The sequence below is a fragment of the Paenibacillus silviterrae genome (assembly GCF_030167925.1).
Lineage (GTDB): Bacteria > Bacillota > Bacilli > Paenibacillales > NBRC-103111 > Paenibacillus_G > Paenibacillus_G silviterrae.
Genome location: NZ_JASKUT010000002.1, coordinates 1,088,969 through 1,104,140 on the forward strand (window position 1 = coordinate 1,088,969; position 15,172 = coordinate 1,104,140).

The 15,172-nt window shown below is 50.5% G+C and carries 12 protein-coding genes; 1 reads left to right on the forward strand and 11 read right to left on the reverse strand.

The window, feature by feature from the left end:
- Position 1: 1 nt before the first annotated feature.
- The 4 genes from QMO62_RS27995 to QMO62_RS28010 form a co-directional block, all read right to left on the reverse strand.
- Complete coding sequence (locus QMO62_RS27995) at positions 2 to 1,474, reverse strand: glycosyltransferase family 2 protein (protein ID WP_284645785.1); 1,473 nt, start codon at positions 1,472 to 1,474, stop codon at positions 2 to 4.
- Positions 1,471 to 2,544: a HEAT repeat domain-containing protein gene (locus QMO62_RS28000; RefSeq protein WP_284645786.1), complete on the reverse strand. Its 1,074-nt coding sequence runs from the start codon at positions 2,542 to 2,544 to the stop codon at positions 1,471 to 1,473. The genes QMO62_RS27995 and QMO62_RS28000 overlap by 4 nt, the downstream gene beginning before the upstream one ends.
- The gene (locus tag QMO62_RS28005) at positions 2,541 to 4,187 is read right to left on the reverse strand and encodes a response regulator (RefSeq protein ID WP_284645787.1); all 1,647 of its coding nucleotides are present in this window, start codon (positions 4,185 to 4,187) and stop codon (positions 2,541 to 2,543) included. Before QMO62_RS28005 ends, QMO62_RS28000 begins: the two co-directional genes overlap by 4 nt.
- Before the next feature lie 157 nt (positions 4,188 to 4,344).
- On the reverse strand, positions 4,345 to 4,797 hold the full coding sequence (locus tag QMO62_RS28010) for a GNAT family N-acetyltransferase (RefSeq protein WP_284645788.1): 453 nt from the start codon (positions 4,795 to 4,797) through the stop codon (positions 4,345 to 4,347).
- Between the two features lie 222 nt (positions 4,798 to 5,019).
- Between QMO62_RS28010 and QMO62_RS28015 the strand changes: the two genes are divergently transcribed.
- A complete protein-coding gene (locus tag QMO62_RS28015; RefSeq protein ID WP_284645790.1) occupies positions 5,020 to 6,216 on the forward strand; it encodes an MFS transporter in 1,197 nt (398 codons plus the stop codon).
- 251 nt (positions 6,217 to 6,467) lie between these two features.
- Here QMO62_RS28015 and QMO62_RS28020 read toward each other — a convergent pair whose 3' ends face one another.
- The 7 genes from QMO62_RS28020 to QMO62_RS28050 form a co-directional block, all read right to left on the reverse strand.
- On the reverse strand, positions 6,468 to 7,724 hold the full coding sequence (locus QMO62_RS28020; RefSeq protein WP_284645791.1) for an FAD-binding protein: 1,257 nt from the start codon (positions 7,722 to 7,724) through the stop codon (positions 6,468 to 6,470).
- Between the two features lie 26 nt (positions 7,725 to 7,750).
- Entirely contained in the window at positions 7,751 to 8,692 is a 942-nt protein-coding gene (locus tag QMO62_RS28025) for an NAD(P)-dependent oxidoreductase (RefSeq protein ID WP_284645792.1), read from the reverse strand.
- Between the two features lie 86 nt (positions 8,693 to 8,778).
- Positions 8,779 to 10,308 (reverse strand): alkyl hydroperoxide reductase subunit F, encoded by a 1,530-nt coding sequence (gene ahpF, locus QMO62_RS28030; protein ID WP_284645793.1) that lies wholly within the window; start codon positions 10,306 to 10,308, stop codon positions 8,779 to 8,781.
- A gap of 11 nt (positions 10,309 to 10,319) precedes the next feature.
- Positions 10,320 to 10,883, reverse strand: coding sequence for an alkyl hydroperoxide reductase subunit C (gene ahpC, locus QMO62_RS28035; RefSeq protein WP_284645794.1), 564 nt, complete (start codon positions 10,881 to 10,883; stop codon positions 10,320 to 10,322).
- 423 nt (positions 10,884 to 11,306) lie between these two features.
- Entirely contained in the window at positions 11,307 to 12,413 is a 1,107-nt protein-coding gene (locus QMO62_RS28040; RefSeq protein ID WP_284645795.1) for a Ger(x)C family spore germination protein, read from the reverse strand.
- Complete coding sequence (locus QMO62_RS28045) at positions 12,394 to 13,488, reverse strand: GerAB/ArcD/ProY family transporter (protein WP_284645796.1); 1,095 nt, start codon at positions 13,486 to 13,488, stop codon at positions 12,394 to 12,396. The genes QMO62_RS28040 and QMO62_RS28045 overlap by 20 nt, the downstream gene beginning before the upstream one ends.
- Positions 13,489 to 13,509: 21 nt before the next feature.
- A complete protein-coding gene (locus QMO62_RS28050) occupies positions 13,510 to 14,850 on the reverse strand; it encodes a spore germination protein (RefSeq protein ID WP_284645797.1) in 1,341 nt (446 codons plus the stop codon).
- Positions 14,851 to 15,172 lie beyond the last annotated feature (322 nt).

Below are 15,172 nucleotides of genomic sequence, written 5' to 3' on the forward strand. Positions count from 1 at the left end.
ATTATCCGGGCGGTGCTGTGCTCTTGCGCGAATCCATGACGCCGGCCTTGCGCGCCATATCCCCCCAGCCGTGCTTCTTGCCTCTGATTGCTTCGAAGAGTCCGATTAACCGCCACCAGGTCATGATCGGGCGGTACCAGAACGTCTCGGACGCCGAATAGAGAAACAAGCGGATCAAGTGCGAGGGCAGCGGATATTTGCGCATGCTCCACTCCTCAAGAAGTACCGCGCCCATGGAGAGGAAGGAGCCGTAAATGAGCAGCGCGACGAACAGAAGCGCGGCCATCGGATAATACACGTCGCCAAGAATCACATTGATCACTACGTTGATATACCCTAGCACCTCCACGAGCGGCCCAAGCAGCTCTACGAACAAGTAGTAGGGCATCGCCACCAGACCGATGCGACCGTATCTTGGATTCAGCAGCATTTTTTTATGCCGCCAGATGCTCTCGAATAGCCCCCGGTGCCAGCGGGTACGCTGCCGCTTCAGAACGGCCATCGACTCCGGTGCTTCCGTCCAGCAGACCGTATCCGGGATGTAGACGATCTTGGCATTGCTCTTCCTCTCGCGGATCAGGCGGTGAAGCCGTACGATCAGCTCCATATCTTCGCCTACCGTACCGACCTCATAACCGCCTGCAGCGATTACCCAATCCTTGCGGAACACGCCGAACGCGCCGGATACGATCAACAGCACATTGTATTTGCCCAGAGCAATGCGCCCCATGAGGAAGCCGCGCAAATATTCGATCACTTGCATAACCACAAGCTTGTTGCGAGACAATCCGATCCGGTCTGCGGCCAAATGCCCGCTGACGATCTCGCTGCCGTTGGCAATACCGACGCTGCCGCCGGTGCAGATGACCTCTTCCCCCGGACGCGCCTCCATAATGGGCCGGACTACCTTCAAGAAAGCATCCTGCTCCAGCACCGTATCGCCATCCAGTGAAACGAAATAGGGATACTTGGACAAATTGATGCCCGCATTGAGTGCATCCGACTTGCCGCCATTCTCTTTGTCGATCAGGAACAGGTTCATGTGCATACGGGAGCGGTAGACCCGCCGGATGGGCTTGACCTCCTTGCGCAGTCCGCTCCAGACGATCTTGCCCTTCATTTCGACCATATCGAATTCCGCGACGACTCTCTCGATGGTGCTGTCCTTCGAGCCGTCATTGACCACAATAATTTCATACTCCCGATAGCTGATGCTGAGCAGCGAGCGAATACTGGAAACAATGCCCACTTCCTCGTTATACGCAGGCACGATTATGGATAGCGGCGGCGTAAAGGCGGAATTCAGCGCATCCTCGTAGACAGCGGCGCCAAGTCCTCTCTCCGCGCGAATCTGTTTGGCCGATGCGAAGAACAGCAGCATATAGAAGATGGATACACAGATGACATAAACGATCAAGAGCATATTCAATCCATCCAACAGCGAGTACAGCCACTCTGCATTGCCTAAATTCATTCCATCGCCACCAGCCTTTCCCCAGCCATTTCCCTCGCATAGCGGTCCGGGTGATGCTCCGCAATTCGCTGCAGCGTCTCGGGCCCATATTTAAACCTCGAGATCGATTTGGCGGTTTCGATTCGCACCAGATAATGGCTGTCACCGATCCAGTGCTCCAGGTAGGGGAGGAAGCGGTCATCCCTCAGGCTGCCCATGAGCCGAATCGTCATCAGTCGTTCAAACCAAGCGGCAGGCGAGCTTTCGTCAAGGCGAACGGCCAAGGCCTCTAACGCTTCATCACTCATCCAGCCGAAGTTCGCAATTCCCTTTAAGGCGCGGATGCGCTGTTCCCCATCCTCTGAGTTCAGCATGCGTTCGAACAGCGAGAGCACACTCTCCGTCCTGGCGTTGCGGATGCGCAGCACATCCAGCAGATGTCCCTGCAGCCGTGAAGGTAACGAATCGTACCGCTCCGCGAGATGAAGCAGCGCGGACTCCGACAAGACCAGCAGCATTTGGCGAATGACAAATACGGGAAGCTCCCGCCTGTCATCCGTTAGCCAAGCCAATGCTTCCTCCCGCTGAAAAGCGGCTATAACCCGGCAAATCATGAACCACTCCTGCTGGTGCAGCTTCTTGTTCTCCGATAGCTCCAGCAGAAGCGGCGCGACCTCCGTCATCTTAAATCTTACTATGGAGTACATGGCATTCATTCGTACGGAGCGCTTCTTGCTCCTCAGCTTCCTGCGAAGCCTTTCCGTTAAATACGTATGAGCATATTCGATAATATAGCCGTGTTCGGTTAGGGAACGGGTCAGCTTCTGCCGATGCAGCAAATAGCGCTCGTAGATATCGTACTGCAGCTCTGTCCGCGGAACGGCCCGCCTGGAAATATCGCCTGCCACCAAATACCGGTCCATTGCGGACCCTTCTGCGGCGATCTCCTCGAGCTCTTGCTTCTGAAACGCGTCCTGTCGCAGCGTATATAGCTTCACGACGAGCAAATACAAGAATAATAAGATCAGCAGCGTAACGATGCCAAGCGTGGCATAGAGGGTGTAGCGTAACACTTCCTGGACGTCCGTCATTTCACAATCCCCCGGATAAAGCGACGGATGCGCGCTTCGAGCTCCGGCAGGCTGAACGGCTTGGTCAAATAGTCGTCCGTGCCTTCCTCGAGCGCGGTGACGACATCCTGATCGGCGTCGACCCCCGTGAGCATCAGGATTTTGTATCGGCGTCTGTCATAATGCGCCCGAAGCCGTCGCAGCACCTCCATGCCGTTCATCTTCGGCATCATCTTATCCAGAACAATCAGGTAGCTGCCAGGCTGGTTATGCCATGGATCCTCGAAGAACAGCTCGCCGTCGGCATACACCCGCAGATCGATCTGTACATCGGCCCCTCCGATATCCCTAAGCTGGCGGGCCAGCAGCTTGCATAGCAGTGGGTCATCGTCGATGATCGCCAGCCTTATCGCCGTCTGCTTCACGGCTACCGCCTGTTGCGTCTCGAAGCTCCGAACCGTATTGCCGCCCTCTCGCTTCGCCTGCTGCAGCGCCGCTTTCGCTCTCTCGAGCCAAACCTCCGGCGCCTCCCCAGAGGGGCGGATCTCCGCCACGCCTACCGACAAGGTGCGCGAGAACGTCCCTTTCGATGTCTGAAGCCGACTTTGCGCCATGCGGTTGACCAACGCCTCCGCCAATTGCTTACCTTGCTCTTCGCCTGAGAACCCCGTCAGTATGTAGAACCTGTCGCCATAGTCGCGGAAAAGGACGCTGCCGCTCCCGCCAATTTCCTCGGCCAACTGAACGAACTGCTTCAGCAGCCGGTTGCCGTGCATGTGTCCGTAGGTGTCGTTTATATCGGCGAAGCCGTCGACGTCCGCGCAGAGCAGAGCAAACGGCTGCCCGCCGCTCGCTCCCGCAGTTACCCTGCGCTGCATTTCCATAGGATAAAAACCAAGCGTATAGGCTCCGGTCAGAGGATCCTGTAGCAGCAACTGCTTCAGCTGCTGGCGTCTAACCAGCAATCGCCGCAGACGAGGCACGAGTTCCTCCAAATCGACCGGCTTCGGGCAGAAGGCGTCGCCGCCGCCTTCATAGCATCGAATGCGCGTCGCCTTATCGTTCTTGCCGCTCATCATGACGATCGGTACGAAGCTCACAAGCGCCTGCTCGCGGATCGTATCCATGATCTCGAAGCCGCTGGTATCCCCCAGTACCGCATCCAGCATAACGCAGTCCGGCCGCATCTCGAAGAACAGACGAATGGCCTGCTCGCCATCGGTTGCGGTTACAACCATCCAGCCCTCCGCCTCCAGCGCATCCTTGATCAGCTGCAGCAGTGCCGCATCGTCATCTATTAATAAAATAACGTGTTCCTTTTCCCTGCCGGCTTCCCGCACCGCGTCGGAAGCTTTTGCGGCAGGAAGCGTGGTGATCCCGGCCTCCTGTGCCGGATACTCACCCGCTTTGGTTTCGTCAGCCAGTGAGAGCAGCTCGCGAAGATACGCCCCAAGCTCCTCCTGCGGCCACTGTCGATCGCTCTCCTCCTCAAGCTGCTGCAGCAGCTCGCCCGCAACCTCGGAGAACCGAGGCAGCCCTATCGTACCTGCCGTTCCGCGTACGGAGTGCAGGAGGCGGTACACCTCGCGGTGCGGTATATTTACAGCTCGTTGCCCCGCTTGCAGCCAGGCAGACGTCGTTTGTTCCAGCTGTTGTAAGAACATGAGCTGATACTTATTGAGCAAACGGAAGCACACTCATTTCTACTTGTAGATTAGAATGATTTCATTATACTAGCAAACCCTACGGATGAATATATGCCGCTGGGACGAGTCGAAATTTGCCACAATTTCTCTGAATCTCCCATGAGTGAAATCCCTTCTATAAATCCTGGGAAAGTCGAATCATATCTCTACAGCGTATCCCGTTCTCATAGATTTCCTCCGGATAATGTCTGGTGAAGAAATCCATATCAATCCCAACTATTCTGAAACCGCACTTTTGATAAAGGGCTAATTGTCCTAAGCTCGAATTTCCGGTGCCAACCTCTATTGTTTTAAAGCCCTTCGAAGCAGCTGTTTGAATGGCATGCTGGACCAGCTGTTTCCCAATACCTCTGCCGTGCATTGGCTCCGTAACGGCAATGTTAACCAGTTCAACCGTTGCAGGTCTTGTAGGTAAAAGCACGTAGGTTCCAATCATTTGATTGTCAGCTTCGGCTATATAACAATCCCCTCTTTCTACATAGTCCTCGATAAGCTCTTGCGAAGGGTCTGCTAATAGCAATAGTTCCATCGGATAGTTTTCATTACGCTCTAGTTTTCTGATTATCATTGTTTTATCACCTTTACAAATAATGTCATCGATGCTCTGAATGCTAAGGAATTTCGGCATTACTGTCAATCACCGTAAAGAAAGGCAACCGACACAAATTTTTAACGTAATAGGGTTGCTTATTTTCACGATAACACAAATAATAGGATTCATGCTGTCAGGCGCGAGTAGGAAAAGAAATCATTCCGGCATCATGAAATCGTCGAAAGGAACAGACATCCAATGGAATTACTACAACCAAGAATTAGGGAAAAGGCTTCACGCAGCTCGTCTTCCCTCGCTTTATTGTCTTTAACTGCCGGTGCGTTTGCGATCGGCATGACCGAATTTGTTATTATGGGCCTGCTGCCCAATGTCGCCGAGGATTTGCACGTGAGCATTTCGGCCGCAGGCCAGCTTATCACGATGTATGCGCTGGCTGTTGCCGTCGGCGCTCCTTTATTGACCATGCTTACGCACAAAATTCCGCAAAAAAAACTGCTCTGTTTGCTTATGGGGTTATTCATCCTTGGTAACGTCATATCGGTGATCGCCCCGAATTATGCAGTCTTACTGCTCGCCCGGATGATCACTGCCCTGACGCACGGGACGTTCTTCGGTGTCGGGGCCGTCATTGCATCCAGCCTCGTCTCTCCCGAGAAACGGGCCGGCGCCGTGTCCATGATGATGGCCGGCCTCACCATCGCGAATATTATCGGCGTTCCGCTCGGCACCTACATCGGTCAGCATTGGGGTTGGCGAGCCTCCTTCGGCTCCATTGCCCTAATGGGAGCCGTAACGCTGATAGGCATCCTGGCCTTTATCCCGCGGCTCAAGCAGGATCCGCCCGCAAGCGCATTGCAGCAGTTGGCGGCACTGCTGAACCGAAAGCTGCTCGTCTTCCTGCTCATCGCGGTACTGGGCAACGCCGGTCTTTTTTCGGTGTTTACCTACATTACGCCGCTGCTGGTTGAAATTACCGGGTTTGCCGAGCATAGCGTCACCTGGATCCTGATTCTGTTCGGCTGCGGAGTAACTGCCGGCAATATCATCGGCGGAAGGCTGGCGGATTGGAAGCTTATGCCTTCCATACTTGGTATTTATTTTACCATTTGCGTCATTCTGACGATATTTACCTTTACCGTACATCATCCAATCGCCGCTATCGTTACGATCTTCCTTTGGGGGGCTGCTTCCTTCGCGGTATTTCCGGGGATGCAGGTGCGAATTATGCGTTTGGCTCGGTCAGCGCCAGCGCTGGCATCCACCACAAGCCACTCGGCGGGCAATTTAGGCAACGCGACGGGCGCTTTTATCGGTGGCATGGTCATCCTTCATATGCCGATGACTTCGCTCCCTTGGGTCGGAGCCATGCTGGTTGGACTTGCCTTGCTGCTTGGCATCGCTTGCTATATATCGGATCGTAAAGCTTTCACTTAAAATCAAGGGAGCTGCCTCAAGTCGTTCATTTGAGACAGCTACCTCCCCCCTCCCCTTTTTCGGGACCTTATATACGTGTGAGTAAGCTCGCTATAAACCTCATGTAAACAACCTCTTCCCGGATTCGTTGTTAAAATAGTACGAAACAACTTTCGTATAGTTACAATTATCATTCCTCCTGCACCTCTACTCTTCAATGGATAAAAATACAAAAGCCGACCATTGCGGTCGGCTTCTTGCGTTATCAACAGTTACATCAGATACTTGCTCAAATAATCGTTTCGGAACTTCCCGTGCGGGTCGCATTGGCGGATCAATTGTTGAAAGGCAGGCAGCTTACTATATAACGATTGCAGTCTTTCCGCCGGCATGGTAAACAACTTCCCCCAGTGGGGGCGGGCATCAAAGGGAGCCAGCTGCTTTTCAAGAAGCGGCAGCACTTGCCGGACCGCTTCCCAATTCGGTTTCCATGTAAAGTGGATACCGACCGAATCCTGTTCGTAACAAGGACTCATCCATAGGTTATCTTGAGCAATCGTGCGAACCTCAGAAACATAAAGCAATGGCGATATTGAATCCCTTATACGGTCAATCTCACATAGTGCCTGATAAGCATCTCGCCGCGACACGAAATATTCGCTTTGCAGCTCTTCTCCGGCGCTTGGAGTGAAATCCATACGGAAATGCGGCATTCGTTCGTGCCATGGTCCTGGAATACCCAGCTGTTCGGTACAATTCTCCGCGGTACAGCCCGGTACCGGATGCCTATGGTCAGCAGCTAGTGTCGCCCCGAAAAACTCCGGTTCTGCAGAACTGGAATTAGGCTCGCCCATTTTCCGCTTTTGCCAAACTTGGTTGAATATCGGTTTCTTCCAATCCGTGAATAAGCTGACGCTATAAGCGCTGGAGAAAATTTCATGAAAATTCTCTTTCAGCTGAGCCAGTGGCAAGTTTTCGTAGACGAATTGCAGCATATCAAATGCTGGAAGGACATCGAAGGTCATCTTCGTTACTACGCCCAATCCCCCCAAATTCACCGCAGCCCCGGCAATGCCCCTATCTTCTAGATCACGTGAGAACATGACAGTCTCTCCGTCCGCATTGACCATTTCAAGCGAATGCACGGCGGTAGCTAAATTGCCGTTTCGATCACCGGAACCATGTGTCGCCGTGGCACATGCGCCCGCAACGGTAATGTGCGGCAGCGAGGCCAAATTATGCAGCGCATAACCGTTATCGTGAAGATATCGACAAAGCTCTCCGTACCGAATTCCGGCTTCGACCGTTACCCTATGATGTACACGATCCAACGTGATTACCCGGTTCAGCTTCTGAAGAGATACGAAGCTGCCGGTTGAGTCGGCAATCCCGTTAAATGAATGACGTGTACCAAGCACCTTGATATGTCGGCTCCGCGCCACCACTTCTTGAAGCTCCTCGACATGCTCGGGAACGTGCATCTTAGACGTACTGTACCTGTAATTGCCTGCCCAGTTTATCATATCCATCGGTTACCTACTCCTTTCTTCTCCCATTAGTTTCGGCCAATCGTAGTGCTTGCCCAGGCTTCGTAACATTTCGCAATTGCACTCATGTCCTCCGTCCCCCAACCGCTGTTGCATGCAATTTGAAAAATTTGCTGTACAGCCGCTTGCATCGGCACCGGTACCTCCAGCGATTCCGCAAGTCGGCCCGCAAGCTTCAAATCCTTGAACATCAGCTGAGCCATGAATTGTGCGGTGAAGTCACGCTGCAATATTTTGGGGCCTTTCATCTCGGCCATTCCGCTTCGTCCGCCTCCACCGGAGAGCACCTCCAGGAACAGCTCCGGATCGCCGCCGGATTTCTGAACGATGGTCAAGCTCTCCGCAAGTGCCGTCAAGTTCGCAGCGACAAGCATGTTATTGGCCAGCTTGGCATTCGCCCCCGAGCCGCTTGGTCCCATGTATACAGCTTTCTTGCCCATCGCTTCAAACAACGGCGAGCAAGCTTCATAGGCTTCTTGACTTCCGCCTACAATAAATGTCAGCACACCCTCAATAGCCTGAGGTTCACTGCCCGTAACCGGCGCATCCAGCATCTCCACACCGCAGACGGCGAGCTGTTCAGCCAGCCTTTGGCTGGTAACGGGGTAGATTGTACTACAGTCCACAACTATACGCGGCTTGCTCTTCGCAGCTTCCTTACAAGCGGAGAGAATCCCCTTCTCACCCAAATAGACTTCCTCCACGGCTTGATCATCCGTCAGCATAGTGATGACGATCTCCGCCTGTGCAGCGGCTTCTTGCGGAGAGGATGCCAATTCTACATTGGAAAGGGTTTCAAATTCCCGCGTTCTATCCCGGTTACGATTATAAACAATCAGGGAAAACCCTGCTTTATGCAAATTCATAGCCATCGGCTTCCCCATGGTTCCCAATCCGATAAATGCGATTTTCATTGATTTAGCCTCCTGTCGTCTGACTGGTCTATGCATATTATCTTCTCTCTCAATGCAGGGAAATCCTTCAAGTAAGTAAACAGAAAAACGTCCCGTAAAGGGACGTTTAACATTAAATTCTATCAATTTCGAATCAAGTAATCGAATGCGCCTAAGGCTGCGGTTGCGCCCGATCCCATAGAGATAATAATCTGCTTATAAGGGCTGTTCGTGCAATCTCCCGCGGCAAACACGCCGGGTACGTTCGTAGCGCCGTGACTATTCACGACGATCTCGCCCATTCGTGTGCGTTCCACCGTATCGCCTAACCAATCCGTATTAGGTACAAGTCCGATTTGTACAAAGACACCCTGCAGTTCAATATGCTGAACGGTTCCCGTATCGCGTTCGATGTAAGAAATCCCGTTTACTTTGTCCGTACCGGTAATTTCTTTCGTTTGTACGTTCTTGAGAACCGTGACGTTCGGCAAGCTGTAAAGACGCTTCTGAAGCACGGCATCCGCTTTCAGCTCCGGCATAAACTCAAGAACCGTAACATGGCTCACAATGCCGGCAAGATCAATCGCCGCCTCAATACCTGAGTTACCGCCGCCAATGACCGCAACATGCTTGCCTGCGAATATCGGGCCGTCACAGTGAGGGCAATAAGCCACACCTTTGTTCTTGAACTCGGCTTCGCCCGGAACGCCAACGTTACGCCAGCGTGCCCCCGTGGAAAGGATAACGGTCTTGCTCTTTAGCACTGCACCGTTCTCAAGCTCTACCTCGATAAAGTCCTTTCTTTCGAGACGCTTGGCACGCTGCAGCTTCATAACATCAATTCCGTATTCTTTCACATGTTCTTCAAGGCTTGCTGCGAGCTTAGGACCTTCGGTGTATTTGACGCTAATAAAATTCTCAATACCTACCGTATCCATTACCTGACCGCCAAAGCGTTCTGCGACGATACCTGTGCGAATGCCCTTACGTGCTGCATAAATGGCTGCACTGGCACCTGCAGGACCGCCCCCTACAACCAATACGTCGTAAGGCTCTTTGTCAGCAAATTCGGATGCATCCGGAGTATTGCCGAGCTTCGCAACAATTTCCTCCAGTGACATCCGGCCGCTGCCGAAGAATTCGCCGTTCAGGAATACGGACGGCACAGCCATCACATTTTTACTTTCGGCTTCTTCTTTAAACGCCGCGCCATCGATCATGGTATGGGTAATGCCCGGATTGAGAATGCTCATCAGGTTCAGGGCCTGAACGACATCAGGACAGTTGTGGCAGCTCAGACTGATGTAAGATTCGAAGTGATATTCGCCGCTGATGCGCTTGATCTGCTCGATTACGTTCTGCTCGACCTTAGGAGCTCTTCCGCTTACTTGCAGCAGTGCTAGCACAAGAGAAGTAAATTCGTGCCCTAAAGGAATACCGGCGAAAGTAACGCCGGTATCTTCCTGGGGACGGTTCACACTAAAGCTTGGAGTTCTCGGTAAGGAAGCCTTCTCTACCGTAATTCGGGGAGACATGCCGGCCAGTTCATCCACCAGAGCCAGCATGTCAACAGATACCGCATCGGACGCTGCGCTAACCTTAAGTAGCACGTCCCCTTCCATAAGCTGAAGGTATTGATTTAATTGTGCCTTAATATCCGCGTCCAGTATCATGTCGGTGCCCCTTAAATTTTGCCTACGAGATCAAGGCTTGGCTTGAGTGTTGCAGCGCCTTCCTGCCATTTAGCAGGGCACACTTCGCCTGGGTTGTTACGAACATACTGAGCTGCCTTGATCTTGGTAACAAGAGTGCTTGCATCGCGGCCGATGCCGCCTGCGTTAATTTCAACGGTTTGGATCACACCGTCCGGATCGATGATGAAGGTACCGCGATCAGCAAGACCGTCGGACTCGATCAGCACATCGAAGTTACGGGAGATCGTGTGGGATGGATCGCCGATCATCACGTAAGTGATTTTGCCGATCGTTTCGGAGGTGTCATGCCATGCTTTATGTGTAAAGTGAGTGTCCGTGGAAACGGAGTACACCTCAACACCAAGTCCTTTCAGCGTTTCGTACTGGTTTTGAAGATCCTCCAGCTCGGTCGGGCAAACGAAAGTGAAGTCTGCAGGGTAGAAGCATACAACGCTCCACTTCCCTTTGAAATCCGCTTCCGTAACCTCAACGAATTTACCATTGTGATACGCTTGTGCTTTAAAAGGTTTTACTTCTGTTCCAATAAGAGACATTTTCCATTTCCTCCTAGATATAGTTTTGTAAATAGTTTAACCATAAATATATAATAACACGTTTTGGGAATAAATTCATGAAGGAACGATGAAGACAGCATGAAACCTTGATGAAGATATCATGAAGGTTTCATGAAGATGTCGTCGTGACGGATTAATGCTTAGTCAACATTCCTAATTACCTTTAATACAGCTAATTTTGGAACAAAATTGCTTGTAGCCATTCCAGGATCCCCACAAGCAATTTTTACATTTGAGCGGTTGTTTGGGTATATAATCAACAAACTCCCTGACCTCCTTCATACGCTGGCCTAACCTCCATTTGCTTACATTTCGAATACCGGATTAATATATCCATTGAAATCCAGAAATATAATTTTATGGGTTTATATTTAGGGTTTAATTGACCGATGGACAAGGAGACTAACTAATGACCCCGGTACTGGTAATATTCACATGAGGGATGACCTCGAATTCAACCGATGGATAAAGCTCCTGCCATTCGTCCCAAGCCTTTTGCCGATCCCAGTTCTGCGCCCTATACCGCAATCCGAATCCAATGGGATCCACTCCGGATTGCTGCAGCTTCTTCAGAAATAGCTGAACCCTCTCCTGTACGGTCTGTTCCGCCAGCTTTTCCAGATCATGTAACTCATCGCCGCGGAAATGGGTTTTCGATGTTTCCTCAATGATCCCGCTTATCTTCAACCGTACTTTGATTTTCAGTTTGCCGTCAGCCTGAGGAACAATCGTGAAAAGGCTCCTTACATTCTCTGCTGCAATGACAAAGAAATCATTGCCTTGGTTGACTCTGATGTCGTATTTCCCGGTCCCCTGATAAAACGTATTGAATATTTTCGTTTCACGCGGTGTAAGAACAAGCTTTTGTTTCTTTTTATCCAGCAGCGCAACACGATTGATCGTTAACTGGTTGCCTCCGCGCGGCTCAAGCACCGGCAGTATAGGGTCGATTCCACGCTCGGTCAGCCTTCTCCGGAAGTCAAACATATACTCGGAGACGACATACCCCGTTTCCGTTCCAGTCTCTCCGAAGAACATAAACAGCATATTGGAAGGCAGCCTCTCGGTATTCGGCTCCAATTTAATCACATCGATGGCTCTGGGCCTTCCGATCCCCATCCAGGCAATCTGCTGAACGTCTCTTCGCCGGAAGAACCAGTCGCAAATTTCCTGCATTTCACCTTTTTTGGCAATACTCTCACCAATGATAATCGCCTTCATATGGCCGAGATCCAATTCCTTATCGATTTTGGACTTGACAATACGCAGCGCTTCAGCGATTGAATCGTTCTCTTCTGTTACCAGAATCGAATTATTAGCGCCAAATTTCTCTTCGGGGCTTGGAATAGCAAGACGGATCGTAACCATGTATTTGCGTTCCTTGTTTACAGGCTCATCAATAGCGATGGAGACAGCAAAAAAACGTTTATCGATGTCCTTGAAGCCGCACCCCGTCAGGCCGCCGCACAAGATGATGCATAGGGCAAGTTTACATGCTATCCGCTTCATGACGTCTCCTTCTTGCAGCAAAGTAGATAAAAGCCACTAGGACAACTTCACTGGCCAAACGAACAATAAGCCACATTCGGCCCAATTTGAAAATGCTTTTCTCATCCAGCATTACCCCAATGAAGATAACGGCAGCTCCCAAAACAGCGAATACTAAAAATCGGATTATCGTCCCCCGTTTATTGTCCGCAGTGACCATAGAAGTCAGCAATTGGTTAACCGCGTGCCAATGCACTCCAATACTAATGGCGGAGATCCCGGTATAAAGGACGATAAATATGTACATGACGCGTTCAACGATACCTAATTCAATGCGCATGGAATCGGCTGTGCTAACCCAGGGATATGTATAATCCCCCACACCGTCTGCCCCATGAAACCCAATGGGGATGTAGAATGATGTAAATAGGATACCTAATCCCAATAGACCGAACATCCAGATCCGCTTGGTTTCCACCGGCTTTTGAAACACCTTGTTAAAGAACACCATATTGAGATAGCCGCTGAAAATATACGTAGCGGCGGACAAGGTCTCCAACCCGGGTGGAGTAAAGATATGACCGGTGGTGGCGATCACCGAGTCATAGTGGAAGGCTCTATTAATAAAAGATTTGGCGAAAATCAATGTGATTAAAGGTACATATAGAAACAAAACGATTTCAACGGTATAGAGAACGTTTCGTGATTTGCGGGTAGCGATGTACCAGCCGATAATTACATAGACCAGGATAATCTGCCATATGGGATTATCCGGATTGACATAGCGGATCGTAATGTCCGCGATGGCATAGATCGTGATAACCCCTGCAAAAAACCATAGCAGGAGACAGTAGACTTTAATGAGTGCGGCCACCTTTTTTCCCATCATTTGCTGTAATATTTGAGGCAAATCCTGTTGAGGGAGGTGCGCAATGGATTTCATCATCGTATACATCAGCAAGGTTCCGATCGGAACGGAAATCAGCATGGAGGATATCGTACCGCTAAATCGGTACTCGATCAGGGTTTGCGGTACATAACTGATTACGTTAGTCAGCATATTCAGCAGAACAAGATAATAAAAGTACCGATTCATCGGAGCGCCCCCTCTCGTAAATCAATTGGTTTTTTCTTTGGGGCTCTTAAAGAAAATTTTCAAGTAGGGCTGTCCGAAGCTCTCTTGATCGGCCATGTAGATGATCACTCCCAAGAAGCTTAAGACAAGGCCTGGCAGCCCGAATAACGCGGTCATAAACAGGATTATGTATCGGAAGACACGGATACTGAAATGCATCTCGGTAATCGGAATGACAAAGTTGGTGATGGCAACGGCAGCAACGATAATAATCATGATGTTGCTGACAAGCCCTGCTTGCGTTGCAGCCTGCCCCAAGATCAGACCGCCTACGGTTGTAGCCGTCGGACCGATCGTTTTGGGCAGCCGAATACTTGCTTCCGTCAGAAGCTCCATCATAAGCAGCATAAACAGAACCTCGATGTAAGACGGGTAGGGCACCGGGGCCCGACTTCCCGCTATGGATAAGGCAAGCTGAACACGCAGAAGCTCCGGGTTATAGGATGTAAACGCCACATAGAAGGAAGCCAGCGTTAAGCTTGACAGGAGGCCAAGGTATCGCAAAAACACCAGGAAGCGGGTAACCCAATAATGCTGATAGAAATTGTCAATCCCCGCCATAAAATCGTAAAAGACAACAGGCACCACAATGCAAAAGGGAGTGCCTTGTATCAGCACTACTACCTTTCCTTGCGCTAAATTAAAAACAACACGGTCCGGCCTTTCCGTAACCATCATCGTCGGAACAATGGATCGTTTCTTATGGTTTAAATGCAGCTGCAGCTGCGCGGCGGCTTGGATGACAACACTTTGAACCCGGTCCAACCGTTTCTTTACTTCTTTCAGTACCTCTTTATTTACAAGCTTTTCGTCATATACAATACATATAGGTGTTCGCGATAAGGTACCGACCTCCCTATGCTCCGTTACCAAAGAAGGTTGATTGTACCGGAAACGCAGTAAATTCACATTGATGCTCAGATCCTCGCTGAAGGCGTGCTTCGGGCCTTGCACTGTATTCTCTACGGTTGCTTCGCCGAAGCTCGTATTTTCATTTTTGGCGGCATCAATGAGGATGACTTCTTGATTCACTACCAGAACGGCGGTGCCGCGAAGCATTGCTTGCACGAGCGACGGCGGGTCCGGCAGCTTTTTTAAAGTGGTCAGCGCTTTGACATATTGGCTGTAATCGTGGAGAGACGGAAACTGGGTAAAAAATGGGATGATATATTGATCTTGAAGCTTTTTCTCGTCGGAAACGCTTTTCACATAATATAACTGAACACAATTTCCTTGAAATTCGAGCTTCTGATCTACGAAATCATCGGAAGACGACAGCTGCTGAAGAAGATAGTCCTGTAATCGCTTTGCATTTTCATCCATTTCAACGACTCACATTCCTCATTTTTGAATATTTTCCCCCTTCCGGCGGTGATTATTCCACAATAAGTCAGTCCAATTGTAATTATAAAGAAAAAAGGGGGTGTCCCATAAGTAGAAATTCTACTTGAGGGAACACCCCGTTTCTTTATGTGGAACTAAATTTCGCTTGAAATAGTGGAAGGAGGAAGCCTATCCCGCCGAATTTGGAGCTCCTTTGGCTCCCACTGCCGCTTTCTTGAGTAAATTATGGGCAAGACTAAGCAGACCTACCTCGATGTTGAGCGAACTTTTCTTATTTACTTACCCCAAAAGGGCTGGCCCA